General features: G+C 70.4%; 31 protein-coding genes. 10 read left to right on the forward strand and 21 right to left on the reverse strand.

The features are described from left to right. Positions 1-7: 7 nt before the first annotated feature. The 11 genes from FJ091_10795 to FJ091_10845 form a co-directional block, all read right to left on the reverse strand. The gene (locus FJ091_10795; protein MBM4383842.1) at positions 8-511 is read right to left on the reverse strand and encodes a rhodanese-like domain-containing protein; all 504 of its coding nucleotides are present in this window, start codon (positions 509-511) and stop codon (positions 8-10) included. After that, positions 508-2,823: a heavy metal translocating P-type ATPase gene (locus tag FJ091_10800; GenBank protein ID MBM4383843.1), complete on the reverse strand. Its 2,316-nt coding sequence runs from the start codon at positions 2,821-2,823 to the stop codon at positions 508-510. The genes FJ091_10795 and FJ091_10800 overlap by 4 nt, the downstream gene beginning before the upstream one ends. After that, positions 2,820-3,812 carry a transcriptional regulator gene (locus FJ091_10805; GenBank protein MBM4383844.1) on the reverse strand — a complete coding sequence of 331 codons (993 nt, stop codon included), beginning with the start codon at positions 3,810-3,812 and terminating at the stop codon, positions 2,820-2,822. The genes FJ091_10800 and FJ091_10805 overlap by 4 nt, the downstream gene beginning before the upstream one ends. A 45-nt stretch (positions 3,813-3,857) precedes the next feature. Continuing rightward, positions 3,858-4,196: a DUF5615 family PIN-like protein gene (locus FJ091_10810; GenBank protein ID MBM4383845.1), complete on the reverse strand. Its 339-nt coding sequence runs from the start codon at positions 4,194-4,196 to the stop codon at positions 3,858-3,860. Then, positions 4,193-4,411, reverse strand: a complete 219-nt coding sequence (locus tag FJ091_10815; protein ID MBM4383846.1) for a DUF433 domain-containing protein — start codon at positions 4,409-4,411, stop codon at positions 4,193-4,195. Before FJ091_10815 ends, FJ091_10810 begins: the two co-directional genes overlap by 4 nt. A 97-nt stretch (positions 4,412-4,508) precedes the next feature. After that, positions 4,509-5,069: an elongation factor P gene (gene efp, locus FJ091_10820; protein MBM4383847.1), complete on the reverse strand. Its 561-nt coding sequence runs from the start codon at positions 5,067-5,069 to the stop codon at positions 4,509-4,511. Positions 5,070-5,185: 116 nt separating this feature from the next. Then, the gene (locus tag FJ091_10825) at positions 5,186-6,130 is read right to left on the reverse strand and encodes an electron transfer flavoprotein subunit alpha/FixB family protein (protein MBM4383848.1); all 945 of its coding nucleotides are present in this window, start codon (positions 6,128-6,130) and stop codon (positions 5,186-5,188) included. Between the two features lie 30 nt (positions 6,131-6,160). Then, complete coding sequence (locus FJ091_10830) at positions 6,161-6,946, reverse strand: electron transfer flavoprotein subunit beta/FixA family protein (protein MBM4383849.1); 786 nt, start codon at positions 6,944-6,946, stop codon at positions 6,161-6,163. Positions 6,947-7,189: 243 nt separating this feature from the next. After that, on the reverse strand, positions 7,190-8,500 hold the full coding sequence (locus tag FJ091_10835) for a cytochrome (GenBank protein MBM4383850.1): 1,311 nt from the start codon (positions 8,498-8,500) through the stop codon (positions 7,190-7,192). Beyond that, positions 8,497-9,834: an MFS transporter gene (locus tag FJ091_10840; protein ID MBM4383851.1), complete on the reverse strand. Its 1,338-nt coding sequence runs from the start codon at positions 9,832-9,834 to the stop codon at positions 8,497-8,499. The genes FJ091_10835 and FJ091_10840 overlap by 4 nt, the downstream gene beginning before the upstream one ends. A 7-nt stretch (positions 9,835-9,841) precedes the next feature. Further along, positions 9,842-10,534 carry an MBL fold metallo-hydrolase gene (locus FJ091_10845; GenBank protein MBM4383852.1) on the reverse strand — a complete coding sequence of 231 codons (693 nt, stop codon included), beginning with the start codon at positions 10,532-10,534 and terminating at the stop codon, positions 9,842-9,844. Positions 10,535-10,722: 188 nt separating this feature from the next. Here FJ091_10845 and FJ091_10850 point away from each other — a divergent pair, with 188 nt between their 5' ends. Next, positions 10,723-11,361 (forward strand): hypothetical protein, encoded by a 639-nt coding sequence (locus tag FJ091_10850; protein MBM4383853.1) that lies wholly within the window; start codon positions 10,723-10,725, stop codon positions 11,359-11,361. Between the two features lie 25 nt (positions 11,362-11,386). Here the strand turns inward: FJ091_10850 and FJ091_10855 are convergent, their stop codons facing one another. After that, positions 11,387-11,692, reverse strand: a complete 306-nt coding sequence (locus tag FJ091_10855) for a Rieske (2Fe-2S) protein (GenBank protein MBM4383854.1) — start codon at positions 11,690-11,692, stop codon at positions 11,387-11,389. Positions 11,693-11,787: 95 nt separating this feature from the next. Beyond that, positions 11,788-12,501: a hypothetical protein gene (locus tag FJ091_10860; protein MBM4383855.1), complete on the reverse strand. Its 714-nt coding sequence runs from the start codon at positions 12,499-12,501 to the stop codon at positions 11,788-11,790. 187 nt (positions 12,502-12,688) lie between these two features. Between FJ091_10860 and FJ091_10865 the strand changes: the two genes are divergently transcribed. The 6 genes from FJ091_10865 to FJ091_10890 all read left to right on the forward strand — a co-directional run bounded on the left by FJ091_10865 (position 12,689) and on the right by FJ091_10890 (position 16,359). Beyond that, on the forward strand, positions 12,689-12,910 hold the full coding sequence (locus tag FJ091_10865; protein MBM4383856.1) for an NAD-dependent epimerase/dehydratase family protein: 222 nt from the start codon (positions 12,689-12,691) through the stop codon (positions 12,908-12,910). Between the two features lie 36 nt (positions 12,911-12,946). Beyond that, positions 12,947-13,621 (forward strand): NAD-dependent epimerase/dehydratase family protein, encoded by a 675-nt coding sequence (locus tag FJ091_10870; protein MBM4383857.1) that lies wholly within the window; start codon positions 12,947-12,949, stop codon positions 13,619-13,621. A 32-nt stretch (positions 13,622-13,653) separates the two neighbouring features. After that, positions 13,654-14,502 carry an acyltransferase family protein gene (locus tag FJ091_10875; protein MBM4383858.1) on the forward strand — a complete coding sequence of 283 codons (849 nt, stop codon included), beginning with the start codon at positions 13,654-13,656 and terminating at the stop codon, positions 14,500-14,502. 116 nt (positions 14,503-14,618) lie between these two features. Continuing rightward, the gene (locus FJ091_10880) at positions 14,619-15,338 is read left to right on the forward strand and encodes a hypothetical protein (protein MBM4383859.1); all 720 of its coding nucleotides are present in this window, start codon (positions 14,619-14,621) and stop codon (positions 15,336-15,338) included. Between the two features lie 38 nt (positions 15,339-15,376). After that, a complete protein-coding gene (locus tag FJ091_10885; protein MBM4383860.1) occupies positions 15,377-15,838 on the forward strand; it encodes a DUF1232 domain-containing protein in 462 nt (153 codons plus the stop codon). Continuing rightward, positions 15,835-16,359: an AAA family ATPase gene (locus FJ091_10890; GenBank protein ID MBM4383861.1), complete on the forward strand. Its 525-nt coding sequence runs from the start codon at positions 15,835-15,837 to the stop codon at positions 16,357-16,359. The genes FJ091_10885 and FJ091_10890 overlap by 4 nt, the downstream gene beginning before the upstream one ends. Positions 16,360-16,364: 5 nt before the next feature. Here the strand turns inward: FJ091_10890 and FJ091_10895 are convergent, their stop codons facing one another. The 5 genes from FJ091_10895 to FJ091_10915 are packed head-to-tail and all read right to left on the reverse strand — an operon-like array spanning position 16,365 to position 19,531. After that, positions 16,365-16,883 (reverse strand): CinA family protein, encoded by a 519-nt coding sequence (locus tag FJ091_10895; GenBank protein ID MBM4383862.1) that lies wholly within the window; start codon positions 16,881-16,883, stop codon positions 16,365-16,367. Positions 16,884-16,898: 15 nt separating this feature from the next. Then, positions 16,899-17,399 carry an acyl-CoA thioesterase gene (locus FJ091_10900; protein ID MBM4383863.1) on the reverse strand — a complete coding sequence of 167 codons (501 nt, stop codon included), beginning with the start codon at positions 17,397-17,399 and terminating at the stop codon, positions 16,899-16,901. A 9-nt stretch (positions 17,400-17,408) separates the two neighbouring features. Beyond that, positions 17,409-18,164 carry a hydroxyacylglutathione hydrolase gene (gloB, locus tag FJ091_10905; protein MBM4383864.1) on the reverse strand — a complete coding sequence of 252 codons (756 nt, stop codon included), beginning with the start codon at positions 18,162-18,164 and terminating at the stop codon, positions 17,409-17,411. Between the two features lie 41 nt (positions 18,165-18,205). Then, positions 18,206-19,039 carry a PD-(D/E)XK nuclease family protein gene (locus tag FJ091_10910; GenBank protein ID MBM4383865.1) on the reverse strand — a complete coding sequence of 278 codons (834 nt, stop codon included), beginning with the start codon at positions 19,037-19,039 and terminating at the stop codon, positions 18,206-18,208. A gap of 33 nt (positions 19,040-19,072) precedes the next feature. Then, positions 19,073-19,531 (reverse strand): NUDIX domain-containing protein, encoded by a 459-nt coding sequence (locus tag FJ091_10915; protein MBM4383866.1) that lies wholly within the window; start codon positions 19,529-19,531, stop codon positions 19,073-19,075. A gap of 202 nt (positions 19,532-19,733) precedes the next feature. Between FJ091_10915 and FJ091_10920 the strand changes: the two genes are divergently transcribed. The 3 genes from FJ091_10920 to FJ091_10930 are packed head-to-tail and all read left to right on the forward strand — an operon-like array spanning position 19,734 to position 21,611. After that, positions 19,734-20,489, forward strand: coding sequence for a serine acetyltransferase (locus tag FJ091_10920; GenBank protein MBM4383867.1), 756 nt, complete (start codon positions 19,734-19,736; stop codon positions 20,487-20,489). Positions 20,490-20,493: 4 nt separating this feature from the next. Further along, positions 20,494-21,060 (forward strand): cytochrome c-type biogenesis protein CcmH, encoded by a 567-nt coding sequence (locus FJ091_10925; GenBank protein MBM4383868.1) that lies wholly within the window; start codon positions 20,494-20,496, stop codon positions 21,058-21,060. Then, complete coding sequence (locus tag FJ091_10930) at positions 21,057-21,611, forward strand: cob(I)yrinic acid a,c-diamide adenosyltransferase (protein MBM4383869.1); 555 nt, start codon at positions 21,057-21,059, stop codon at positions 21,609-21,611. The genes FJ091_10925 and FJ091_10930 overlap by 4 nt, the downstream gene beginning before the upstream one ends. A gap of 72 nt (positions 21,612-21,683) precedes the next feature. On the opposite strand, the gene FJ091_10935 is transcribed toward FJ091_10930, so the two are convergent. The 3 genes from FJ091_10935 to FJ091_10945 are packed head-to-tail and all read right to left on the reverse strand — an operon-like array spanning position 21,684 to position 24,824. After that, positions 21,684-21,872: a hypothetical protein gene (locus tag FJ091_10935; protein MBM4383870.1), complete on the reverse strand. Its 189-nt coding sequence runs from the start codon at positions 21,870-21,872 to the stop codon at positions 21,684-21,686. Continuing rightward, positions 21,869-22,834, reverse strand: a complete 966-nt coding sequence (gene meaB, locus FJ091_10940; GenBank protein ID MBM4383871.1) for a methylmalonyl Co-A mutase-associated GTPase MeaB — start codon at positions 22,832-22,834, stop codon at positions 21,869-21,871. The genes FJ091_10935 and meaB overlap by 4 nt, the downstream gene beginning before the upstream one ends. 22 nt (positions 22,835-22,856) lie before the next feature. After that, complete coding sequence (locus FJ091_10945) at positions 22,857-24,824, reverse strand: protein meaA (protein ID MBM4383872.1); 1,968 nt, start codon at positions 24,822-24,824, stop codon at positions 22,857-22,859. Positions 24,825-24,854 lie beyond the last annotated feature (30 nt).

Raw genomic sequence — 24,854 nt, forward strand, 5'->3', positions numbered from 1 at the left:
CCTCGCCTCAGGGCGCGGCTGGATGGAACTTGCGATCGAGCAGGCGACCCCAGCGGGGATCGAACGGGTGCACGAGCGAGGTCGGGCCGTCCTCGTTCTCGAGGGGGTAGCCCGCGTTCGCCCACGCGAAGATCGACCCTTCGAGATTCGCCGCGTGCGCGAAGCCCGCGCGCTGGAGCTCCTGGACGAACTTCGACGATCGGTAGCCGACCGAGCAGTAGACGACGACGCGCTCGTAGTCGCCGCTCGAGAACCAAGCGCGCACGTCGGAAACGCGCTGCGTCCAGCGCGCGCCGGGCAAGCGGCTCACGTCGTACTCCTCGCGCTCTCGCACGTCGACGATCAGCGTTCTTGGACCGACGCTCGCCCGCAGCTCGCGCGCGCCGATCTGCGGGACGCCTGGGAAGGTCTCCCGGATGCCCGTCAGCAGCTCTCGCCAAGTCGGTTCGCCCTGCGCCGCGCTCGCGATCGAGAGTGCGGCGGCGGCGAGCGCGCGAGCGAGTCGGGTCATAGGTCGATCTTCCGCAGCCGCAGCGCGTTGCCGATCACGCTCACGCTGCTGAGGCTCATCGCGGCGGCCGCGACCATCGGCGAGAGCAGGGCGCCTGTCAGGGGATAGAGCGCGCCGGCCGCGAGGGGAACGCCGAGCGCGTTGTAGGCGAATGCCCAGAACAGGTTTTGGCGGATGTTCGCGCGCGTCGCGTGCGAGAGGCGCCGCGCGCGCACGAGCGCCGCGAGCTCACCGCGCACGAGCGTGACGCCGGCGCTGCGCAGCGCGACGTCGGCGCCCGCGCCCATCGCGATGCCGACGTTCGCGGCGGCGAGCGCAGGCGCGTCGTTCACGCCGTCGCCCGCCATCGCGACGAGCTCGCCGCGCCGCTGGCGCTCGCGCACCACGTCGAGCTTCTGCTGCGGCAACACCTCGGCCACGACTTCGTCGATGCCGAGTTGCTTGGCGACGAACTCCGCGGTGGCGCGCTGATCGCCGGAGACGAGCGCGATGCGCACGCCCTCGCGCTGGAGCGCGGAGATCGCCTGCGCTGCGCCCCGCTTGATGGGGTCGGCGACGCCGATCAGCCCGAGCAGCTGCGCGCCGCGCGCGGCGAACATCACGGTTTGCCCCGTGCGCCGCAGCTCCTCGGCGCGCGCACGCAGCGGCGCGACGTCGACTCCGCGCTCGCGCATGAGCGCGGCGTTGCCGAGCGCGCAGTCGGCGTCGTTCACACTTGCGCGCACGCCGAGCCCCGTGCGCGCCTCGAAGCCTTGCGCGGCGAGCGGCTCGATGCCGCGCGCCGCGGCGCCCGCGAGGATCGCCGCCGCGAGCGGATGCTCGCTGCCGCGCTCGAGCGCGGCGGCGGTCCCTAACAGCTCGAGCTCGCTCGCGCCGTCCGCGGGCAGCACGCTCGCCAGCGCGGGCTTGCCCTCCGTGAGCGTGCCGGTCTTGTCGACGAGCAGCGTGTCCACCTGCGCCAGCAGCTCGAGCGCCTCGGCGTCGCGGAAGAGAACGCCCGCACGCGCGCCCCGGCCCGTCGCGACCATGATCGACACCGGCGTCGCGAGCCCGAGCGCGCACGGGCAGGCGATGATCAGCACGGAGACCGCGGCGACGAGCGCGTGCGCAGAGCGCGGCTCGGGGCCGAACGCGAGCCACGCGAGCGCGGCGAGCGCGGCGCAGGCGACCACCGCCGGCACGAACCACGCGCTCACCGCGTCCGCAACCCGCTGGCTCGGCGCGCGCGTGCGCTGCGCGTCGGCGACGAGCGCGACGATGCGCGCGAGCAGCGTGTCGCGCCCCACCGCGTCGGCGCGCATCACGAAGCTGCCCGCGCCGTTGACGGTGCCGGCTGTTACGGAAGCGCCGCGCGCCTTCGCGACGGGCATCGGCTCGCCCGTGATCATCGACTCGTCGACCGCGCTCTCGCCCGAGAGCACCGTGCCGTCCACGGGAACCGCTTCGCCCGGTCGCACGCGCAGGCGATTTCCGGGAGCGACCCGCTCGAGCGGCACGTCCTCGTCGCCGTCGTCGGTCACGCGCCGCGCGGTCTTCGGCGCGAGCTTGAGGAGGGCGCGGATCGCGTCGCCGGTGCGCTCGCGCGCGCGCAGTTCGAGCACCTGGCCGAGCAGCACGAGCGTCACGATCACCGCGGCGGCCTCGAAGTAGACGGGCACGCGGCCGTGCGTGTCGCGCATCGCGGCAGGGAACGCGCCGGGCGCGAGCAGCGCCGCGAGGCTCGCGAGCAGCGCGGCGCCGGTGCCGAGCGCGATCAGCGTGAACATGTTCGGGCGCCATGGCCGCAGCGAGGCCCAGCCGCGCGCGAAGAACGGCGCGCCGCCCCAGGCGACCACGGGCGTCGCGAGCGCGGCTTGCACCCACGCGGCGGGGAAATCGTGCGCGAGCGGCCAGCCCGGAATCATCTCGCCCATCGCGAGCGCGAATACGGGACCTGTCAGGGCGGCGCTCACCGAGAAGCGCCGCTGCATGTCGCGCAGCTCGGGGTTGTCCGGGGTCTCGGCGGTGATCTCGCGCGGCTCGAGCGCCATGCCGCAGATCGGGCACGCACCGGGGCCGATCTGGCGCACCTCGGGGTCCATCGGGCAGATGTACTCGCGCGTGTCGCTCGGATCGGGCGTCGTGGCCGCACGAGGTGTTAGGTACACCGCGGGCTCCGCCTGAAAGCGCGCGAGGCAGCGCGGATTGCAGAAGTGGTAGAGCGTGCCGGCGTGCGTCCACTGATGCGGGCCGTCGCGCGCGACGCGCATCCCGCACACCGGGTCGAGCGCGCGGTCGTCAGGCGCAGCCGGCGCGGCGCTCGCCCCGCTCATCGCTTCCTCTTCGCCGGTGCGCCGTAATGCTTCGCCGCGCGCGCCAGCTCGCTCGCCACGTGCGCGCGCAGCGCAGCGGGCTCGAGCACCTCCGCGTCCGCGCCGAACGAGAGCACCCAGCTCGCGATCTCCTCGCCGGGGCCTACCTCCATGCGCAGCTCGATCTCGCCGCCCGGGAGAGCCTCGATCTGCTGCGAGGGGTGCCAGTCGTGCTCGCGCACGTAGAGCGCGCGGCGCGCGCCGAAGCGGATGCGCACGCGCTCGGGCGGCTCGATCACGACACCGAACGCCGAAGCCGCGCGCGCCTCGAAGTCGAAGTCGTCGGGCACGCTGAAACGCTGTTCGGTGAGCTCGGGCGCGCGGACGCGATCCACCGCGAACGTGCGCAGCTCGCCCGACTTGTGGTCGTGCCCGATCGCGTACAGCCCGCCGCTCCGATACCACACGCGATACGGATCGAACTCGCGCGCCTGCGTCTTCCCCGTGCGCGCCGTCGTGTACTTCATGCGCACCGTGCGCCGCGCGAGCACGGCCTCGTTGAGCGCGCGGATCACGTCCGCGAGATCGGCGTAGTTCTTGTGCGGGCCGGGCAGCACGCGGAACGACTCGCGCAGCTTCGCGAGAAAGCCCGCCAGCTCGGGGCCGAGGCTCGCGCGGATCTTCGCGAGCGCGCTCGCGATCGAGTCGTGGAACACGGTGCCCTCGAGGCTCCGTAACAAGTCCTCGCTGAAGCCGAGCGCGAGCAGCTCGTCGGGCGTGAAGGGCGTGTCGCCGAGCTTGAAGCCGTCGATCACGCGCCAGTAGACGTGCGTGTCGCGGCGCTCACTCGTGACGGGGAAGCCCGCGAACATCAGCGCGTCGAGATCGCGGTAGACGGTGCGCCGGTTCACGCCGAGCTCGTCCGCGAGCGAGTCGGGCACGACGCCGTAGCGCGCCTTCGCGAGCAGCTGAATCAGCTTCCACTGTCGCGAGAGTTGGTCGCCGCGCATGCTTCGTCGCTCCGGATCGGCGGCGAACCTAGGCCGATCGCGCGTTCATGGCATTGCCTCGATCGCGAGGAAGGCTTCAGCGCTCGCGTCGAACTGTTCAATCGCTCGGACCCGAGACCGCAACGCCTCGTCTACCTCGTCGACCGAGCAGTTCCCCAGCCGAACCCAGATCACCTTCGGAGGGGGTCCACGCCACACGCTGAGTTGGTGGAAGTCAGAGTCCTTGCTGACGATCGCGAAGCCGTTCTCACGGGCGAAATCCCAAACATCTCGATCGCGCGCAGTGCCGAGCCCGATGTCGAAGACGTGAGCTGAACCTGGAAACTGCGCCGCGAGCCGTCGCACCAGTGAGGGAGCGAGGTTCTGATCGAACAGCAGCTTCAAGCGGCTGCGAACTTCCGCTCGCGATCCGCGGCGTACTCCAGACACGCGAGGATGTCTTCGTGCTCGAGGTACGGGAACTCCGCCAGCAGCTGCGCCTCGGTCATGCCGCTCGCGAGGTACTCGAGCACGTCACCCACGGTGATGCGCATGCCGCGGATGCACGGTTTTCCGCTGCGCTTGCCGGGCTCGATCGTGATGCGATCGCGATGACTCATACGGGGCACCCTAACGCTGCACGTTCCGGCCGGTCAAACGAAACGGGCGCCTCCGTTTCCGGAAGCGCCCGTCGTTGGGCTTCGTCTCGAAGGCGCGTTACGCCGCGCGCTCCACGTACGCGCCGGTGCGCGTGTCGACGCGGATCTTCTCGCCTTCCTTGATGAAGAGCGGCACGAGCACGGTCGCGCCCGTCTCGATCTTCGCCTTCTTCGTGGCGCCGCTGGCGGTGTCGCCTTTGATGCCGGGCTCCGTCTCGACCACCTTCGCGATCACGAACGACGGGATCTCGATGTTGATCGGCTGGCCCTTGTAGAGAATCACCGAGACCTCGGCGTTCTCTTGCAGGTAGTTCTTCGCGTCGCCGACCTGCTCGAGCGGGATCGTGATCTGCTCGAAGCTCTGGTTGTCCATGCACACGAGCCCGTCCGCTTCCGCGTACAGGTACTGCATGTTGCGGTCCTCGACGTCGGCCTCCACCACGCGCTCGCCCGCGCGGTAGGTGCGGTCGACCGTCTTGCCCGTGCGCAGGTTCTTGATCTTGGTGCGCACGAACGCGCCGCCCTTGCCGGGCTTCACGTGCTGGAAGTACGTCATCACCCAGGGGTCGCCCTCGATCTCGAGCTTCATCCCGTTGTGAAAGTCGGACGTATCGGGCATCGCATTCTCCTCAATCACCGAGTCTTGCGGGCGTCACGTTTCGTCAAGGGTGCGCGAACTCGCGGCGCCTCGGCGGTCCCGTCGCCTCGCTGCGCGCGACGCTTTGCGTCGCTTACCTAGGCCTTCGCCGCCTTCACCGCCGCAGTCAGCTTCGGCACGATCTCGAACAGATCGCCTACTGCGCCGAGCTGCGCGACCTCGAAGATCGGCGCGTCGGGGTCCTTGTTGATCGCGATGATGTAGTTCGCGCCCTTCATGCCCACGAGGTGCTGGATCGCGCCGCTGATGCCGCACGCGACGTACAGCTTCGGCGTCACGATCTGGCCCGACGAGCCGACCTGGTACTCGTGGGGCAGCCAGCCCGCGTCGACCACCGGGCGCGAAGCGCCCATCTGGCCGCCGAGCGCGTCGGCGAGCGGCTTGATCACTTCGCCGAACTTCTCCGGCGCGCCGACGCCGCGGCCGCCCGACACGATGATGTCGGCCTTCGTGAGGTCGTGGCCCTTCGCGGCCGCCACCTTCGTCTCGACGAACTTCGCCTTCAGGCCCGCGAGGTCGACCGAGAGTTTCTCGACCTTGCCGTCGGCGGAGCCTTCGAACGGCTTGTTCGCGCCGGGCTGCACCGTCACGACGGTCTTGCCGCCGCTCGCGACTATGCGCGCGTCGAGCTTGCCGTTGAACACGCGGCGGATGAACGCGCCGTCCGCGAAGTTGAACGCGTCGGACACGAACGCCGCGTCGAGGCCCGCGGCTACGCGGCCCGCGACGTCCCAGCCCGAGGGCGTGTTCGAGATCAGCACCGTGGTCGCGCCCGAAGCGGCGACCGCGGCCTTGATCACGCGCGTGTACGCGTCCGCGCTGTAGCTCGCGAGCGCGGCGTCGTCGGCGACGTGCACCGTGCCGGCGCCTTTCTTCGCGAACTCGTCGGCCGCGGCGGAGACGCCGCTGCCGATCACGAGGCCCCTCACGTCGCCGCCGATCTTCTTGGCGAACGCGATCAGCTCGTAGCTCGCCTCGCGAACGGCGCCCTTCTGGATTTCACCAACAACGAGAATCGTCATCTCAGTTCTCCACGCGTTCGACGCTGCTCGTCAGAGCAGGCCGAGCTCCTTGATCTTGGTGACGAGCCCCGCGACGACCTCGTCCGCGCTGCCCTTCAGGATCTGCGCGCCCGAGCCCTTCGGCGGCGCGTAAATCTTCTGGATCTTCACCTTCGCCGCGGCGGCGCCGACCTTGCCCGCGAGGCCGAGGTCGGCCGCGGTCTTCACGTCGATCGGCTTCTTCTTCGCGGCCATGATGCCCTTCAGCGACGCGTAGCGGACCTGGTTGAGGCCCGTCTGCACCGCGAGCACGCACGGGCCTTCGAGGTCGACCACTTCGAGCGCGCCGCCTTCGAGCTCGCGCTCGACGCGGAAGCCGCTCGCGGTCTTCTCCGTCTTCACGCAGCCCGTCGCGCTGGGGATGCCGAGCAGCTCGCCGAGCATCGGGCCCACGGCCGACGCGTTCGAGTCGTCGCTCATCAGGCCCATGAAGACCGCGTCGCAGCCGACGCTCTTCGCGACCGCGGCGAGCGTGCGCGCGATGCCGAGCGCGTCGCTGCCGTCGACCGCGGTGTCCTTCACGTGCACCGCGCGATCCGCGCCCATGCCGAGGGCGGTGCGCAGCGCCTGCGTCACGCGCTCGGGCCCGATCGACGCCACGACCACCTCGGTCGAGGCGTCCTTGTCCTTCAGCCGCAGCGCCTCTTCGAGCGCGAAGCTGTCGTAGCTGTTGATCTCGAACTTGATGCCGTCTTCCTTGATCCACTGGCCGTCGCCCGAGATGTCGAGGCGCGCGTCGGCGTGCGGCACCTGCTTCAAGCAAACGAGAATCTTCATCGTGCTCTCCATCGAGGTTCGTCCGGACCCCGAGGAACTGGGCGCGCGGCGATCGCGCGAGAAGCACCGATGGGGGGCCGAAAAGCGGCGCGCACGGTAACGGACGAGGTTTTCGCGTTCAACGCGACGCGTCAGAAAAAGCGGGCGGATTCGGGGGGTTACGCGTGAGGCCGAGCGCCGCGCTCGCGCGTTACGTGCGCCTCCTGCGCGCCGCTTGCCCGCGCGCGTTTCGCGTGGGCGCCGTCAGCGTGCGTGGTACGCGACCGGGCACGGCGCCTCGGCGCGCGCGACGCCGCCGATCTGGCGGCGGCGCGGCCGCGCGCTCGCGAAGCGCGGCTGCAGCTCGAAGCGTTCCACCAGCGCGCGCACCGCGACGCGAATCGCGCTGATCGAGAAGCGCTGCGCGGGACAGCTGTGCCGGCCGTGGCCGAAGGTGGAGACGAGCTCGCGCGCGGGCAGCGCCGCGAGCACGTCGTCGGCGAGCTTGCGCCCGGCATAGTGATCCGGGTCGAAGCGATCGAGGCCCGGCGCGGCAGTCGGGTTGGTCACGGACAGCATGGTCGTCAGGAACACGCCCGGTGCGAGCGTGAGCTTGCCTTGCTCGGTCTCTAGCTCGAACGGGCGCAGCACGCGGCGCAGCGTGATCGAGCGCTGCGCGAAGCGGATCGATTCGTAGGCGCAGCGCTCGAGCAGCGCGTCGTCGCCCGCGCGCACTCGCTCGAGCAGCGCCGGATGCAGCAGCAAGTTCACGAGCGTCCACGCGAGCGCGGCGGGCAGGTTCGACTGCGCGCCCATCTGGATCAGCATCACGTCGCGCGCCACCTGCACGTTGCGCTCGGGCAACGCCACGTCCGCGAAGCTCGCCTCGATCCGTGCGAGGAAGTCGTCGTGCGCGGCGCCGCTCGCGCGCCGCGCGTCGAGGATCTCGCCGAGCATCGCTTCGATCTCGCGCATCGCGGCCCACTCGCGTCGCTTGCCGGTGGCGGTGCTCCAGAACGTCGAGATCGGCTTCACGAACGAGTCGCCCGTGTCGAGTCGGTCGAAGGCGCGAATCATGCGATCGAGGTACTTCGGTGACGCCGCTTCGAGCCCGGCCCACGACGCGAGGCCGAGCCTGTACCCGAGTCGCTTCGCTTCGCGGAACGCCTCGAGCTCGCCGCTCGTCCCCAATGCCTCGAGCTCGAGCGCGACCGCGCGGTGCAGGTTGTCGAGGTACGTCTCGACGTCGGGGTTCTTGAACAGATCGTGCGGGCGATTGCGCCGGCCGATCGCCAGCTCGAGCGGAATCTTGTGCTTGAACACGAGCTCGAACGTGGCGAGCCCGAAGCTCGCGTGATCCTCGGGCGCGGCGTAGAGCGCGGCGACGCCCTTCGGCGAGAACACGCAGCACAGGCGATAGCCGAGCGCGTCGACCACGAACGTGTCGCCGAGCTTCGCGCGCTGCGCCGCGAAGAACTCGGTGGGCGCGCGCAGCAAGCCGATCCCCGCGCCGAGCCACGGCAGCGCGCCCGCTGCGCGCGGCGGCATCGGCGAGATGTCGGGCAGCGCGCTCACGGCGTGCGCGCGGCGGCGCGTGCGTCGAGCTCGCTGCGAATGCGCGCGTGTGTGGCCTGCGTGAGATCGAAGCGGAGGAACGCGAGCGTTCCGATGCCGTAGCCGACGATGGGCGCGCCTCCCATCAGCAGGATCATCGCGCGCTTCACCGTTTCGGATTGATCTGCGTTCTCGACGTAGCCCGCGGCATCGAGCGCGATCCCGGTGATTCCGATCATCACGCCCGTCGCGAGCTTCGAGACGAAGCTCCATGCCGCGAAGTAAGCGCCTTCTTTGCGCTCACCCGTCGCGTGCTCGTCCACGTCGATCAGGTCCGCCTTGAGCGACTGGCCGAGGGTCGCGCCGCACGCATTCGCGGTGCCTGCCACGACCGAGGAGATCGACATGAGCAGCCAGTCGCCCTCGCCGAGCCAGAACAGCATGCCGAAGCCGAGGCCGCCCTGAACCATCGCCCACAGCCAAAGCCGGCGTTTCTCGAACCTGCGCGCGAGCCGCACCCACAGCGGCACCGCGAGCAGGGTCGACGTGGTGTAGACGATCAGCATGGCTGGAACGAGCTCGGGAGTTTTCATCACGTAACGAATCACGAACGGCACGAGCGCTCCGATCGCGCCGACCCCTAATGACTCGATGAAGAACACGAACAGCAAGAGGCGCGCGAGCCGGTTCCCCCACACGTCGCGCATCGACTTCCAGAGGCTCAGGCCGCCGCGTCCGGTGTAGTCGCTGCGCTCGGGCGGGAGCGCGAGCACGCCCCAGACGATCGATGCCGCGGTCGCGAGGCCGACGCCGACGCCGAGCCAAACCGCCGCGCCGCGGGGATCGGCCGATTGCGTGAGCACGTACGTGCCGAGGCCGAACGAACCGAACAGTCCGAGCGTTCGCACGACTTGGCGCACGCCGAAGATGCGGTTGCGCTCGGCCTGCGAATGCGAGAGCTCCGCGCCGAGCGCCATGTTCGGCACGTCGAACATGGTCTGCGCCGTGTAGAAGCCCACGATCGAGAAGGCGATCCAGGCGTGGAGCGCGAAGGGCGAGAGCCCCTGCGGTGGCGCCCACGCCATCGCGCCGAACGCGAAGAGCGGGAGCGCGGACGCGAGCATCCAGGAGCGCCGCCGGCCGAGCCGCGAGCGCGTGCGATCACTCCAGTTTCCCGCGAGCGGATCGGAGACCGCGTCCCAAACCTTGCCGACGAGGAAGATCGTGCCGACCACGCCGATCGAAGCGCCGAGCACGTCGGCCGCAAAGTTCAGGTACATCACGAGCACGAGCGTCGAGAGGAACGACACCCCGAGCCCCGGCGCGGCGTACGCCCAGAGATGCGCGCGAGTCATCCCCGGCTCAAGCGCCCATGAACATCAGGAAGTCGTCGAGGCTCGCGACGCGCAGGTACGGATTGCGCCGCTTCTGCTCGCCCATGTCGCCGTAGGGCGCGGCGGAGTAGTGGTGGCCCGGGTAGAGGATCGTGTCGTCGGGCAGCTTCTTCAGCTTGTTATGGAGCGAGTCGAACATCTGCGCGGGGTCGCTGCCGGGCAGGTCGACGCGGCCGCAGCTGCCGAGGAAGAGCGTGTCGCCGCTGACGAGCTTGCCCGGGTGCGCCGCCTCCTCGACGAAGAAGCACTGCGAGCCCGGCGTGTGGCCGGGGGTGTGCAGCAGGCGCACCGTGATCGCGCCGAGGGTGAGCGCATCGCCGCCCGCGTGGCGCACGAGATCGCTCTCGGAGAGCGCGGTCACCTTGCGCACGCCATCGGCCTCGTGCGCGTTCACGTGCACCGGCACGGGCGCGCGCGCCATCAGCCGCGCGAGCCCCTCGATCTCCATGCCGAAGATGCGCCCGCCGACGTGGTCCTGGTGGTAGTGCGTGACGAGCGCGCCGGTGACGCGCATGCCGTCCGCCTCGGCGCGATCGACCAGCGCGTCCACCGCCCACGCGGGGTCGACGATCAGGCACTCGCGCGTGGACTTGCTGCCGATCAGGTACGCGAAGTTCTGCATGTCGCCCACGGCGAGCTGCTGGAAGTAGAGATCGGACATCGGGCCTCCGAATTCGCGCAGCTTGGTGCGGAACGCGTGCGCGGCGCAAGGCGCGCGGGTCCGAACAGCTCGTGGGCCACCCCGCGCGCAGCGAGATGCCGTACGGCGGAGGTTGCGAGCTGTCTGCCGCTCCTTTCGATGCCACCTCCGGCGACCCGAAGCCACTCCATTGGGCAAGGAGCTTGCGGATGCGGCTTTCAGGAATCGGACTTGCGGCTCTCTTCTCTGTCCACGCGTTTGCCGGCAACGCGGGCGCGACGCCGCTCGCCTCGCTGCCCGGGATCGCGTCGATCACGGTTTGGGAGGACACGAAGCAACTCGCGACGGATCCCCTCGATCAGCGCGTGTTCGCGATCTCCGACGCTGCCCTTGCAACGCGTCTCGCGGTCCTCGACGCCGCGAACAACGACTTCGCGTCGAGCGTCGGCGAGTTCTACGACGTGTTCCTCTCCGACTCGGACGGGACGCCGGACGCGATGGGCGAGTACCTCACGATCGAGGTCATCTACGACACGCCTGGCTCCAACGGCGGAAACATCAATCGCATCGACCTCAACTTCTCGAGCGGCCCCACGCAGTTCGCCGACTCCGTTGCGAGCTTCGTGACCGCCGGTCCCGGCGTCGCGGGCTCGGTCGGTAACGCGGTGGATGCCGACATCGACACGACGACGCTCCTCGGCAGCACGTTCGGCACCTCAGGGCGCTTGCGCTTGACCGTCGGCTTCTCTGCGACCGCCGTGCCCGAGCCTGCAGTCACCTCCCTGCTGGCATTGGGCCTCGGTCTCGCGGTTGCCAAGCTCGGTAGACGTCGCTCCGCTCGCCTCTGAGGGCGGCCGCGACGACGTCCGTCGCTCAGTCCGGCAGCTCGATGTGCAGCGTGTCGCCCTCGAGCCACGCGCGGTGCACGCGCACGCGCGCGCCGTCGTCTTTGCCTTCGCCGCTGCGCACGTCGTAGGCGTAGCCGTGCACCGGGCAGATCACGCACTCGCGCTCGATCTCGCCCTCGCCGAGGCTCGCGCCCGCGTGGGGACAGATGCCGTCGATCGCGAAGTACCCCGACTCGGTGCGCCCGATCGCGAGCAATCGCCCCGCGATCGTGAACGCGCGTACCTCGCCGACGCGCAGCTTCGAGGCGGGGGAGAGCGTGTGGACGCTCATTCACGCACCGGTCGACGGGCAGCGCGGCGGGCCAAAAGGGGTCAGACCCCGCGTGGTCGGTTGCGCTGAATCCGCGGCCACTCGCGCGCTCGCGGCTACGGCGTCCCGAGCGTCTTGCGCACCCAGGTCTCGAGCACGCTCAGCACTTCGCGATTCACCTCGTCCTGCGTGCGCGGCCCCTTCTTCGGAACGGCGAGGTGGTGGTCGGCTTCCTCCACCACGTGCAGCTGCACGGGCGCGCCCACGCGCGTCAGCGTCTTGCGCAGGGCGGGCAGCTCGCACATGCGGTCCTTCGAGCCCTGCACGAACAGCATCGGCGTGATCACGCGGTAGAGCCGGTCGGCGCGCACGTCCTTCGGGTCGCCCTGCTTGTGCAAGGGGTAGCCGAGGAAGAAGAGGCCTTGGATGCGGATGCGCGTGGTGGCTGCGTGTGCAGCAGCGATTGCGCCCGCGTTCTTGCCGCCCGCGAAGATGTAGGCGGGCGCGGCGCTGGGGTCCTGCGAGAGCACCTGCAGCGCGGCCTGGTAGGTGCGCAGCAGCACGAGGGGATCGTCGGGCTTCTTCTTCTCCGCGACCATGTACGGCATCGGAAAGCGCAGCGTGAGGTACTTCCGCTCGGTCAGCGCCTTCTGCAGCGTGTCGAGGAGCGGATCCTCGGCGTCCGAGGCCTGCGCGAAGACCACCGAGACGCGCGCGCCGGTGGGCCACCACTCGGGCACCCCAAGGCGTCCCGTCACGGAGTCGAGACCGTGGACCGGCTCGATCAGCGGGATCTTGATCGGTTCGTACTGGGGTGCGGAGTCGGCCACGCCCATCCTCTAGTGATGAGGAGAACAGCCCCCGGGGGCGAGCGGCGGGCGAACCTTAACTACTTCGATTTGCGAGCAACAGGCCGCGCGAGGCGTTTCGGGGCGAGGATTTCGCGGCGACTCTCATTTCCCCCGGATCGAGCGCCCCTTCACCCCGCGTCGTGGCCACCCGATCATCGAGGCCCTCATGCGCAAGCTGCTCATCACCGGCATTGCGGGCCCGCTCGGGCGGCGTCTCGCGCGCCGGCTCGCGGAGAGCTGGGCGGTGTGCGGCGTCGACGCGCGCCCGTGGCCGGGTCGCCCGCGCGAGATCGCGATGCACGTCGCCGATCTGCGCAAGCGTGAGTTCGAGGAGGTGGTCCGGGGCGAGCGCCCGCACGCCATCGTGCACCTCGGCGTACGGCGCTAGCTCCGCGGCGACGCCCGCAACCGCCACGATCAGAACGTGCGCGGCACGAAGCGCTTGCTCGATCACTGCGCAGCCTTCGGCGTGAAGCAGCTGGTGATGGTGTCGACCGGCGCCGTCTACGGCGCGGCTCCGGAGAACGCGCTGTACATGAACGAGGACGAGCCGCTCAGCGCGAGCCGCACCTACCCCGAGATTCGCGACCGCGTCGAGGTCGACGCCGTCGTCAGCGGCTTCGTGTGGCGCATGCCCGAGATCCGCACCGCGGTGCTGAGGCCCGTGCACGTGTTGGGGCCGCACTCGACGGGCATGATGGCCGACTACCTGCGCCGCGATCGCCCGCCCACCGTGCTCGGCTACGACCCGCTGATTCAGGTGATGCACGAAGACGACTGGTGCGAGTCGATCGCGCTCACGCTCGCGAAGGAGATCGCGGGCGTGTTCAACGTGACGGGGCCGGGCGTCGTGCCGCTGCGCACCGCGATCGCGGAGACGGCCGGCGTGCCGATGTCGGTGCCGGAGTTTGCGCTGCGCCCGTGGATCCGCGCCGCGTTCGCGGCGGGCCTCGTGCCTTGGCCCGAAGGCGCGATCGACATGCTGAAGTATCCCGTGACGATCTCGGGCGAGCGCTTCGTGCACGCGACGGCGTGGAAGCCGCTGTTCTCGCTGCCCGAGATCTTCGCCGCGCACCGCGAGCGCCGGAGCGAGCCGTGAGCGAGGCGAGCGCATACGACCGCGTGCTCGACATGTTGCGGACGGCGCTGCCCGAGTCCGTGCGCGAGCTCGAAGCGCGCATCGAGGAGCGCCTCGCGCGCGTGCCGGCGCGCCTCAACGAGTACGGCGTCGACCGCTTCGGCATGGAGCCCGCGTTCGCGAAGCGCAACCTGCTGCCCGCGGCCCTGCTCTACCAGCACTACTTCCGCGTCGAGACGCGCGGCGCGGAGCGCGTGCCGGGAGGCCGCGTGCTGCTGATCGCGAATCACGCCGGCCAGCTCCCGTTCGACGCCGCGATGCTCGGCGTCGCGATGCTGCTCGAAGCCGAGCCGCCGCGGCTCGCGCGCGGGCTCGGCGAGTACTGGATTCCGCAGCTGCCGTTCGTGAGCGAGCTCGCGACGCGCGGCGGAAATCTCGTCGGCACACCCGAGAATTTCCGCGCGCTGATCGACGCCGAAGAGTGCGTGATGGTGTTCCCGGAAGGCGTACGCGGCATGAACAAGCCGTTCCGCGAGCGCTATCGGCTGCAGCGCTTCGGCACCGGCTTCGTGCGGCTCGCGCTCGAGACGCGCACGCCGATCGTGCCCGTGGGCATCGTGGGCAGCGAGGAGCAGCAGCCTGGCCTCTACGACGTGAAGCCGCTCGCGAAGTTGTTGGGGATGCCCGCGTTCCCGATCACGCCCACGTTCCCGTGGCTCGGCCCGCTCGGCATCTTGCCGCTGCCGGTGAAGTATCGGATCGAGATCGGCGAGCCGATCCACTTCGAGGGCGACCCGAACGAAGGCGACGCCGCGATCGAAGCGCGCGTGTCCACCGTGAAGATCGCGATCGACAACCTGCTCGAAGCCGGCCGCCGCGAGCGCAAGGGCGTGTTCTTCTGAGCTCAGCCGAGCAAGTGCGATCGAGCGAGCGAAGCGAGGCGACGACGGCGGGGCGAGAGTGGCCGTGAGCTCGCGCTGGCCTAAAGCTGGCCAATCACTGCGACGATGCGGACTTCATGTGGATCGCGCCCCTGGTCTTTGCGCTGCTCGCGGCGCCCGCGTTTCGCGTCTGGCGCGCAAGCGCGGGGCGGCGCGATGCGCCCGAGCGGTCGGTCGCCGCTTTCTTCGCGCTCTCCGGGCTGGGATTCGCGCTGCGCTTCCAGGCGCTGAACGACGGCCGACTCGACACCACGCTCGAGATCGCGCTGAACAGCGCGGGCCACGTGGCGCTCTCGCTCGCCTCGATCGCGCTCCTCTCCTTCACGCAGCGCATCTTCCGCCCGACGGCGCGCGCGGCAATGTGGGGCGGCAGCGCGTTGTCGCTGGCCGCGCTCGCCCTGCTCCCGCTCGACGGCGGCGCCACGCGTGAAGACGCAGATTCGCTGCTGGCGCTGAACGCCCTGCGCGCGCTCGTCTTCTCCTGGAGCTTCCTCGAAGCCTTCCTCTACTGGCGGCAGATGAGGCGGCGCGCGGCGCTCGGGCTCGGGGATCACGTCGTCGCGAATCGCTTCCTGCTGTGGTCGATCTGGAGCGCGGGTCTCGCGCTCTGCTTCGTGTTCGTGCTCGGCATGCGCATCGCTGGCCGCGCGATCGGCGCCGACTCCGCGCTGCTCCCGACGTACATGCCGATGATCCGTGTCGTCCTCGGCGCGGTCGTGCTCGCGTCGTTCGTCGCGATCTGCCTCTGCTTCTTCCCGCCCGCGCGCTACCGCGCATGGATTGCGCGCCCGGCCTGAGGAGCAGCAGGCGCCCGCGCGCGAGATAGATTGCGCACGTGAGCGACGGCGACCGCATCGAAATCGACCTCAGCGCCCGCGAACAGCGCGTCTACGATCGCTGGCGCGCGGCGCTCGCGAAGCCGCTGCCCGGCGCGAGCCCGGACCTGCGCGACGCGCTGCTCGCGCTGCCCGATCTGGTCGTGCTCGTGCTGCGCTTGTTACGGGACTCGCGCGTGAGGCCGGGCGACAAGGCGATCGCGCTGCTCGGCATCGCGTACGTGATGTCGCCCGTCGACCTGATGCCCGAGTTCCTGTTCGGCCCCGTCGGCCTGCTCGACGACATCTTCGTCCTCGCGCTCACCGTCTCGCGCCTCGTGAACCGCGTGCATCCCGACGTCGTGCGCGCGCACTGGTCCGGCAAGGGCGACGTGCTCGACGCGATTCACCGCACGAGCGCGTGGGCCGAGCGCCAAGTCGGCGGGCGCGTGCGCAGCGCGATCGAGCGCTGGAGTCGATGAAGCCGATCGTCATCGTCACCGGCAACCCCGGCGCCGGGAAGTCGACGCTCGCCCGGCGGCTCGCGCTCGCAGCGGAGCGCGGCCTGCATCTCGACTCCGACCTCTTCTACGGCTTCCCCGCGCGGCCCATCGATCCGACGACGCCGGACTCGCGAGAACAGAACGAGACGATCCTGCGTGCTCTCGCACGCTGCGCGCGCACGTTCTCGGAGGGCGCCTACGACGTGTTCTTCGACGGCGTCGTCGGCCCGTGGGTCCTGCCGCTCGTGCGCGCCGAGCTGCGCGGTCTCGAGCTGCACTACGTCGTCTTGCGCGCGAACGAGGCGGATGCGCTCGCGCGCGTGCGCAGCCGCGATGGCGAGGGGCAGGATGCGCGCGTGAGTCAGATGTACCGCGCGTTCGCGGAAGTCGGCGAGCACGCGGCGCGCGTGGTCGCGACCTCGGGGCGCCGTCGGCGCGACGTGTTCGCGGAAGTGTCGGACGGGCTGCGCGCCGGCCGCTTCCTGTTAGGGGCGGAGTAGAACGCTCACGCCCCCGCCGCGTCCGCCTCGAGCTCCTGCACGAGCAGCTCCAGCGCCGCTTCGGCGAACGCCGCCATGTTGCGTACGCGGTCGCCGTCGCCGGTGAGCACGCGGCGAGTGGCCTCGCGTGTGCCCGCGATCGCCACCCAGGCGTGTCCCGCAGGATCGCCGTAGCGATTGGCGGTGGGCCCCGCGGCGCCGCCTTCGCCGATGCCCCAGTTCGCGCCCAGCTTCACGACCGCGCTGCGCGCGAGATGCAGCGCCCACGGCTCGCTCGCGCCGCGCAGGTTGTCGGGCGGCTTCACCGCGCCCGCGATGAAGCCGCGGCTGGCTGCGAGTGTGTAGATCACGCCGCCGCCGAGGAAGTAGTTGCTCGCGCCCGGCACCGACAGCAGCGCCGCGCAGACGAGCCCGCCCGCCGCGCCTTCGCACACCGCGACCGTCTCGCGCTGCGCCTGCAGCAGCTGCGCTGCGCGCGCGGCGAGGGAGAGCAGCTTCGGGGTGAGGGGTCCGGCTTCGCTCATGGAGGCTCCGAGTTGTTACGGGCTGCCCGCCGCGCGCTCGGCGGCGATGCTCGCCATCGCGCGCCGCTGGGCTTCGGGGATGCGGCGCACCCGCCCCGTCGTGTCGACCATGGCGTGCTCGGTCGCGCCGCGCGCTATCGCGATGAGCTCCGCTCCGCTTCGCGTCGCTGCGCGCTTCGCTTGCCGGCTCGCCTCGTCGACGAGCGACAGCGCGTACTCCATGCGCAGCGACGCGCCGCGCGCCCACGCGAGCCACACCGCGATCTCGACCTCGTCGTCGAAGCGCAGGCCGCGCAGGTAGTCGAGCTCGACGCGCGTGGTGGCGAAGTGCAGTCCCTCGGCGACGTACTCGCGATAGGGACGGTGGTGCTCGTCCATCCAGCGGATGCGCGCGAGCTCGAGGAAGCGCACGCAGTTCGCGTGGTGCACGAGGCCCATCGCGTCGGTCTCGTAGAACGGCACGCGATGGCGGTGGCGCGTGACGGGCACGCCGGGCGGCGGGAGCGGCTCGGGCATCGCGCGGACCTAGAACTTGTCCTTGGCCGCGCGGCGCTGGCCGAGCTCCTCGACGGTCGCCGCGCGCATGAACGGGTTCGTGGCGTGCTCGTCCGCGATCGTGGTCGGCACGACCATCTCCGCGGGCGTCGCGTCGTGCCAATCCTTGGCGGCGTTCGCGCGAATCTTCGCCACGCGAAGGGCGGCGGCCTTCACGGCGGAGTTGTCAGGTTCCGCGTGCGCGGCGAAGCGGAGATTGCCCGCGGTGTACTCGTGGCCGCAGAACACGCGCGTGTCGCCCGGCAGCGCGCCAAGCTTCTGCATCGCGCGGAACATCATCTCGGGCGTGCCTTCGAACAGGCGCCCGCAGCCCGCTGCGAACAGCGTGTCGCCGCAGAAGACGGCGCGCGCCTCGTCGAACACGTACGCGATGTGCCCGCGCGTGTGCGCGGGGATGAACAGGATGCGCGCGGTCGCGCGGCCCACTGTGATCGTGTCGCCCTCGTCGAGGCCGTTCGTGAAGCCCGCGAGGCGGTCCGCGTCGCTGCGATGCCCGAACACGGGAGCTCCGTACTTCTTGGCGAGCTCGGGGTTGGCGGCGGCGTGATCGGGGTGATGGTGCGTCGAGAGAATCTTCGTGACGCGCGCGCCGATCGCATCGACTCGCTTCACGACGGGCGCGACTTCCGGCGCATCGACGACCGCGGCCTCGCCGCTCTGCTCGCACACTAGCAGGTAGGTGTAGTTGTCGCTGAGCGTCGGGATGCGTTCGATGCGGAGGGTCATAGGCGCGCGAAGCTAGGTCGGCGTGCCGCGCGCTTCCATGCTCACAGCAGACTCAGCTGCGGATCCGGCTCCACGTCCGCTGCGAGCGCCGCGATCTCCGCCGCGCGCTCGGGGTTCACCGCGGGGCAGCGGTCCTTGAACTCGCACCAGTTGCAGAGCCCGCTCGGCTTCGGCGCGAACTCCTTCTCGCCGCGAATCTTGTCGATCGCGCGCGTCGTGTCGCTCCGCAGACGTTCGCGCTGTTCCGGCGTGCGCTGCGAGGTGCGCTGCTCGTCGCGCAGCACGTAGTGCCACACGAGCCGCATCTCGCCGTCTTCGCCGAGCTGCTCGCGGATGCCGAGCTCGTAGAGCCCGAGCTGGCGGTCGCGGTCGAGGTCGTCCTGCTTCGGGATGCGGCGGCCGGTCTTGAAATCGTGGATCTCGAGCACGCCGTCCTTCGCGCGCGCGATGCGGTCGATGATGCCGCGCACCGCGTAGCGGCCGTCCTCGTCGAGCCTGAACTGAATCGGGCGCTCGAGGCCGACGGTCTGGTCGCGGTCGAACGGGTAGTGGCGGCGGTAGTAGTTCTCGAGCCCGCGCGCGCCGGCGTCGCGGTAGAAGTCGACCGGCGTGCCCTCGCGCGCGATGCGCACGCGCGCGGCGTCGAACTGCTCCTCGAAGTTCGCGTGGTAGCGGGCCACGACCTTGCCGAGCGAGGGCAGCATGCCCTGGCCGACGAACTGATAGAGGCGCTCGAGGATCTCGTGGACGCGCTTGCCGACGAACGCCTCGATGCCCTCGCTCTCGATCTGGATCTTTTCGATGTAGCGGAAGGAATACTGCTTGGGGCAGTTCTCGAAGCAGTTGAGGCTCGACGGCGAAAAGACCGATTGCACGTGAGCTCGCGGAGGGGCCGGATTGTTAGGGAGTCAGAGTGTCGGGGGTTCTGGCGACTCTAGCAGCGCACGTGCGCGCGCCACGATCTCGCGCTCCGCGTCGAAGCTCATGCGCGCCTCGGCTTCGGCGAGCGCGCACCACAACACGCGCGCCATCTCGCCGTCGGCCGCGTGCGCTTCGCCCGCGGCATGGGCCATCAGGTAGTAGTGCACGCGCTTCGCGACCTGGCGCCCGGCCCGGCGCTCGTAGAACACGTACGAGACGTCGCCGAGGGGCGCGATGATGCGGGCGCTGAGCCCGACTTCCTCGCGCACCTCGCGCAGCGCCGCCTCTTCCCGCGTCTCGCCGGGGTCGATCTTGCCCTTCGGCAGGCGAATCGTGCGGCGCCCGGAGTTGCGGTCGACTTGCTCGGCGATGAGCGCCTCGTAACCGCTGGCGCCGCGCCGCACGACGAGCCCGCCGGCGCTGACTTCTTCGCTGCGCTCCGCCACCCCGTCCCCCGTGCCGGCATCCTGCCCGAATCTCACAGAAACTTTGGGGCTAAGCTGCAAAACCTTGCGCCCGGCCGGAGCACCGATGAAAGCCAAGCGACTCGACGATGTCTACGAGGCCACGATCGCGGCGCTCTCCGCGCCGGCGGTGGACGCGCTCGCGAAGGCCGATGCGGAGGGCTACCCGGCCTACGACGAGGTCGTGGCGTGGACCGAGCGCGTGAAGGGCGTCGTGCTCCACCAGCGCGACCGCGGTGCGCTGCGTTCGGAGCTGCCCGCGATCGCCGAGCGGCTGCTGCGCTTCCTCGCGAAGGTGCCGCTGCCGGAAGGCGTGGTCGCGGAGGCGGTCGCAGCCGAGTTCGTCGCTCGCCTCCCCCAGGTGCGCGAGCGCCTGGCGGAAGACCTGGAGGCCGCGTTCGAGGGCGACCCGGCCGCGAAGAGCTTCGCGGAGATCCTGGTGGCGTATCCCTCGATCCAGGCGATCGCCGTGTACCGCCTCGCGCACGAGCTCGTGAAGCTCGGCGCACCGCAGCTGCCGCGCATCATGGCCGAGTACGCGCACGATCGAACCGGGATCGACATTCATCCCGGCGCGAACATCGGACGGCGCATTTTCATCGACCACGGCACCGGCGTCGTGATCGGCGAGAGCGCCGACATCGGCGACAACGTGCGCATCTATCAGGGCGTGACGCTCGGCGCGTTCTCGCCGCGCCGCGGTCAGACGATCCGCGGCACGAAGCGCCACCCGACGCTCGAGGACGACGTCACGATCTACGCGGGCGCCACGATCCTCGGCGGCGAGACCGTGATCGGGCGCGGCACGGTGATCAGCGGCAACGCGGTTGTGACGGAGTCGGTGCCGCCGGGCTCGCGGGTCGTGCCCGAAACGCAGCGGCTCGAAGTGCGGCAGCGTGGCGAGACGAAAGAGCCCAAACAGCTGAATTGGGAGATTTGAGGAGATGTCGCGAGCGGGTTGCGGTGCTCACACGCGCTGGGTTGCACAGCGGATGCAGCCGACGCCGCTGCGCGCCGCGGCTGATCCGCTTGGCGCGATTCGGCTTGGGGTGCGCTCGCTCGCGGTCCTCTCGTTCGTGCTGGTTGCGTTTTTCATGAGTGCGCCCGCGATTGCGCAGTCCGAAGAAGGCTGGGGCTACGCGCTCTCGAACGAGCTGATGAGCCCGTGGTGCCCCGGCTTCTCCTTGCCCGATTGCAGCAGCGGCTACGCGCAAGACCTGCGTATGTGGATCCTCGAGCAGGAGCGGCTCGGGCGCCCCGAAGCCGACGTGAAGGCGGAGATCCTCGCGAGGTACGGCGAGAAGATGTTGCAGGCGCCCGAGGCGAAGGGTCGCGGCGTCCTCGCCTACGTGATCCCGGGCGTCGTGATTGCGCTCGGCCTCGCGCTGATCGTGACGTTCTTGCGACGCCAAGGAACGCCGGCGCAAGTGCCGGCCGCCGCGGATGCGAGCGCGCTCTCGCGCGTCGACGCGGAGCTCGCCGAGTACGAGCGCAAGAATCCGAGCGCATGAAGATCTACACGCGGCGCGGGGACTCGGGCGAGACGGATCTGTTCGCGGGCGGGCGCGTCGGCAAGGACGACGTGCGCGTCGAGGCGTACGGCGCCGTCGACGAGCTGCTCGCGGTGCTCGGGACTGCGGCGGCGGACTCGCAGCAGGCGGATCTGCGCGCATTCGTCGCCGAGATCCAGAGCACGCTGTTCTCGCTCGGCTCTTACCTCGCGACACCGGATGCAGAGCGCCGCGCGAAGAGCGGCATCGCCGAGCCCGCGCAGGCCTGGGTCGACGCGCTCGAAGCCGCGATCGATCGCAGCGAAGCGGAGCTCGCGCCGCTGAAGCGCTTCATCCTGCCCGGCGGCACGCGCGGCGCCGCGAGCTTTCACCACGCGCGCGTCGTCTGCCGCCGCGCCGAGCGCAGGTGCGTCACGCTGCACCGCGCGCAGCCGCTCAGCGAAGTGGCGCTGCGCTACCTGAACCGCCTCAGCGACTTGTTATTCGTGCTCGCGCGGGTGGAGAACAAGCGCGCGGGCGTGCCGGACGTGGAGTGGGCGGGGCTGGGGTGAGCGGCGAAGGCCGTGTTCGCAGTCGCTCACCCACAATCGCGCGTGGCGATGAGGTCGTGAGCGCGCTCGAGGTCAGGCAGAGGTGTCGGCCGAGGCATTCGGGTCGCTCTGAGCGGGATCGCGCGGATCAACGGCGCCCAGCACCTCCCGCGGTCCCTCGAACAGCTCGCGGATCCGCGTCCCGAGCATGAAGAAGAACAGCAGCTCCGCGAGCAACAACAACAGCACGAGCTTGCCTGCGCGCCTCCACAACTTCTTCACGCCGCGCCTCCCCGCAGCGCGCGCTCGATTGCAGCGCCGAGCTCTTCCGCGAGCGCGAAGCCCGACACCTCGGGCGCGGCGGCGAGCTTCTCCGCGAGCGCGCTCGCGCCGCCGAGCGCGGCGAGGCCGTAGCTGCCGTAGCGGCGCGCGAGCATGCCGCGCAGCCAGGCGTCGCGGCCGCGGCGGCGGTTCGCGGTGAGTGCGCTGCCCGCGAGATGCGCGCGGTGCTTCGCGATCGCGGCTTCGAGCGCGTCGATGCCCGTGCCGTCGCGTGCACTCAGCAGCACCACCGGCGGGATCCAGGCGACGTCGCTCTTCTCGCCGAGTGCGAGCGCACTCTCGAGCTCGCGCGCGGTGCGCTCGGCGAGCGCGCCGAGGTCGGCTTTGCCGACCGCGAAGATGTCCGGGAGCTCGAGCACTCCGGCCTTGAGGAACTGCACGGTGTCGCCCGCCGCGGGCTGCGCCACGAACACGAGCGTGTCGACGAGATCGGCGACGTCGCCCTCGCTCTGGCCCACGCCCACGGTCTCGACGATCACCACGTCGAACACCGCGGCCATGATCGTGACCGCGGCGCGCGCGGCGTCGCTGAGTCCGCCTAATGACTCGCGCGCCGCGAGCGAGCGGAAGAAAACGCCGGAGTCGTTCGCGGCGGAGCGCACGCGCACGCGGTCGCCGAGCAGCGCGCCGCCGCTCTTCTGGCTCGAAGGATCTACCGCGACGATCCCCACCGTTTCGCCGCGCGCGCGGTGCGCGCGCACGAGCGCGTCGAGCAGCGTGGACTTGCCGGCGCCGGGCGCGCCGGTGAGCCCGAGCCGCGGCGCGCCGCCGAACAGCACGCGCGCTTCGAGCGCCGCGAGCAGCTCGCGCGCGGCGGCGCGCTCTTCGGGCCGCGAGTCGTCCGCGAGATTCAGCGCAGGCGCGACGGCGGCTCGGTCGCGCGCGAGCAGTCGCGCCGTCAACTCCGCGGCGCGTTCGTTGGCGCTAGGCAGACGCGGCCTCCGCCACGTCCACCACTTCCCCTAACACGCGCGTCAGGTCGAAATCCTTCGGCGTGTAGACGCGCGCGACGCCTGCGGCGCGCAGCTGCGCGGCATCGTCTTCGGGGATGATGCCGCCCACGATGACCGGCACGCGCACGCCCGCGTCGCGCAGGCGGCCGAGCACGTCGAGCACGAGCACGCCGTGCGAGCCGGACAGGATCGATAGCCCGATCACGTGCACGCCTTCGTCGCGCGCGCTCTGCACGATCTCGGCGGGCGTGACGCGAATGCCCTCGTACACGACCTCCATGCCGAGGTCGCGCGCGCGCACCGCGATTTGCTCCGCGCCGTTGCTGTGGCCGTCGAGGCCGGGCTTGCCCACGAGCAGCTTCAGCGGCCGCCCGAGCTTCGGCGCGAGTCCGCGCACGCGCGCGCGGATCTTCTCGGCCTCGGGGTCCGCGCCGCGCACTTCGCGCACGACCACGCCGGTCGGCGCGCGGTACTCGCCGAACACGGCGCGCAGCGCGTCGGCCCATTCGCCGGTGGTGACGCCGGCCTGCGCGCAGCGGATCGAGGCGGGCATCACGTTCGCGCCGCTCTTCGCGGCGTCGCGCAGGTTCGCGAGCGCCGCCTTCGCGTCGCCGGCGCTGCGCTTGCTCCGGAACGCGCGCAACCGCTCGATCGCCGCATGCTCGGCGCTCTCGTCGACTTTGAGGATCGCGCCGCCGGCGCCGCTCGTGAGCGGGCTCGGCTCGGCTTCGCGATACGCGTTCATGCCGATCACCATCTGCTCGCCGCTCTCGATCGCGCGCAGCCGCTTGGTATGCGACTCCACGAGACGCTGCTTCATGTACGCGTTCTCGACCGCGGCCACCGCGCCGCCCATCCCTAACACCTTGTCGAGCTCGGCCTGCGCACCGTCCGTCAGCTCCTTCACCTTTGCGGCGACGACGGGCGAGCCGTCGAACAGGTCGCCGTACTCGAGCAGGTCGGTCTCGTAGGCGAGGATTTGCTGGATGCGCAGCGACCACTGCTGATCCCACGGCCGCGGCAACCCCAATGCCTCGTTCCACGCGGGCAGCTGCAGCGCCCGCGCGCGCGCGTTCTTCGAGAGCGTGACGCCGAGCGCCTCGAGCACGATGCGGATCACGTTGTTCTCGGGCTGCGCCTCCGTCAGCCCGAGGCTGTTCACCTGCACGCCGTAGCGGAAGCGGCGCAGCTCGGCGTCCGCGACGCCATAGCGCTCACGGCCCACGCGATCCCACAACTCCGTCATCGCGCGCGCCTTGCACGTTTCCTCGACGAAGCGGATGCCCGCGTTCAGGAAGAACGAGATGCGCCCAAAAACGCGGAGCAGGGCACTTGCGGCGACGTCGCCGCGCGCCTTCACGGCGTCGAGCACGGCGATCGCGTTGGCGAAGGAGTACGCGATCTCCTGCACCGGCGTCGCGCCGGCTTCCTGCAGGTGATAGGAGCAGATGTTGATCGGATTCCACTTCGGGATCGCGTCGACCGTGAACGCGATCATGTCGCTGATCAGGCGGATCGATGGCTCCGGCGGAAACACGTACGTCCCGCGCGACAGGTACTCCTTGACGATGTCGTTCTGCGTCGTGCCCGAGAGCTTGCTCGCGGCGACGCCCTGGCGCTCCGCGGCGGCGACGTAGAGCGCGAGCAGCCACGCGGCCGTCGCGTTGATCGTCATCGAGGTGTTCATGCGGTCCAGCGGGATCCCGCGGAACAGCGTGTCCATGTCCTCGATCGAGCCGACCGGCACGCCGACTTTGCCGACCTCGCCACGCGCGAGGGGGTGGTCGCTGTCGTAGCCGGTCTGCGTGGGCAGATCGAACGCGACGGAAAGGCCCGTTTGCCCCTTCGCGAGATTCGTGCGGTAGAGCGCGTTGCTCGCCTCGGCGGACGAGTGCCCCGAGTACGTTCGGAACACCCAGGGTTTCTCGCGCTCCGCCATCACGCCTCCGCCGAAAACTCAGAGATCGGC

It is taken from the genome of Deltaproteobacteria bacterium, assembly GCA_016875395.1.
GTDB lineage: Bacteria > Myxococcota_A > UBA9160 > UBA9160 > UBA6930 > VGRF01.

Excerpts from the sequence above, each read along its gene's own strand:
- FJ091_10825 (MBM4383848.1), bottom strand. The coding sequence starts at position 6,130 with ATGACGATTCTCGTTGTTGGTGAAATCCAGAAGGGCGCCGTTCGCGAG.
- FJ091_10880 (MBM4383859.1), top strand. The coding sequence starts at position 14,619 with ATGTGGATCGCGCCCCTGGTCTTTGCGCTGCTCGCGGCGCCCGCGTTT.
- FJ091_10900 (MBM4383863.1), bottom strand. The coding sequence starts at position 17,399 with ATGCCCGAGCCGCTCCCGCCGCCCGGCGTGCCCGTCACGCGCCACCGC.
- FJ091_10895 (MBM4383862.1), bottom strand. The coding sequence starts at position 16,883 with ATGAGCGAAGCCGGACCCCTCACCCCGAAGCTGCTCTCCCTCGCCGCG.
- FJ091_10945 (MBM4383872.1), bottom strand. The coding sequence starts at position 24,824 with ATGGCGGAGCGCGAGAAACCCTGGGTGTTCCGAACGTACTCGGGGCAC.
- FJ091_10815 (MBM4383846.1), bottom strand. The coding sequence starts at position 4,411 with ATGAGTCATCGCGATCGCATCACGATCGAGCCCGGCAAGCGCAGCGGA.
- FJ091_10865 (MBM4383856.1), top strand. The coding sequence starts at position 12,689 with ATGCGCAAGCTGCTCATCACCGGCATTGCGGGCCCGCTCGGGCGGCGT.
- FJ091_10925 (MBM4383868.1), top strand. The coding sequence starts at position 20,494 with ATGTCGCGAGCGGGTTGCGGTGCTCACACGCGCTGGGTTGCACAGCGG.
- FJ091_10855 (MBM4383854.1), bottom strand. The coding sequence starts at position 11,692 with ATGAGCGTCCACACGCTCTCCCCCGCCTCGAAGCTGCGCGTCGGCGAG.
- FJ091_10805 (MBM4383844.1), bottom strand. The coding sequence starts at position 3,812 with ATGCGCGGCGACCAACTCTCGCGACAGTGGAAGCTGATTCAGCTGCTC.
- FJ091_10830 (MBM4383849.1), bottom strand. The coding sequence starts at position 6,946 with ATGAAGATTCTCGTTTGCTTGAAGCAGGTGCCGCACGCCGACGCGCGC.
- FJ091_10890 (MBM4383861.1), top strand. The coding sequence starts at position 15,835 with ATGAAGCCGATCGTCATCGTCACCGGCAACCCCGGCGCCGGGAAGTCG.
- gloB (MBM4383864.1), bottom strand. The coding sequence starts at position 18,164 with ATGACCCTCCGCATCGAACGCATCCCGACGCTCAGCGACAACTACACC.
- FJ091_10930 (MBM4383869.1), top strand. The coding sequence starts at position 21,057 with ATGAAGATCTACACGCGGCGCGGGGACTCGGGCGAGACGGATCTGTTC.
- efp (MBM4383847.1), bottom strand. The coding sequence starts at position 5,069 with ATGCCCGATACGTCCGACTTTCACAACGGGATGAAGCTCGAGATCGAG.
- FJ091_10845 (MBM4383852.1), bottom strand. The coding sequence starts at position 10,534 with ATGTCCGATCTCTACTTCCAGCAGCTCGCCGTGGGCGACATGCAGAAC.
- FJ091_10800 (MBM4383843.1), bottom strand. The coding sequence starts at position 2,823 with ATGAGCGGGGCGAGCGCCGCGCCGGCTGCGCCTGACGACCGCGCGCTC.
- FJ091_10875 (MBM4383858.1), top strand. The coding sequence starts at position 13,654 with ATGTTGCGGACGGCGCTGCCCGAGTCCGTGCGCGAGCTCGAAGCGCGC.
- FJ091_10840 (MBM4383851.1), bottom strand. The coding sequence starts at position 9,834 with ATGACTCGCGCGCATCTCTGGGCGTACGCCGCGCCGGGGCTCGGGGTG.
- FJ091_10850 (MBM4383853.1), top strand. The coding sequence starts at position 10,723 with ATGCGGCTTTCAGGAATCGGACTTGCGGCTCTCTTCTCTGTCCACGCG.
- FJ091_10795 (MBM4383842.1), bottom strand. The coding sequence starts at position 511 with ATGACCCGACTCGCTCGCGCGCTCGCCGCCGCCGCACTCTCGATCGCG.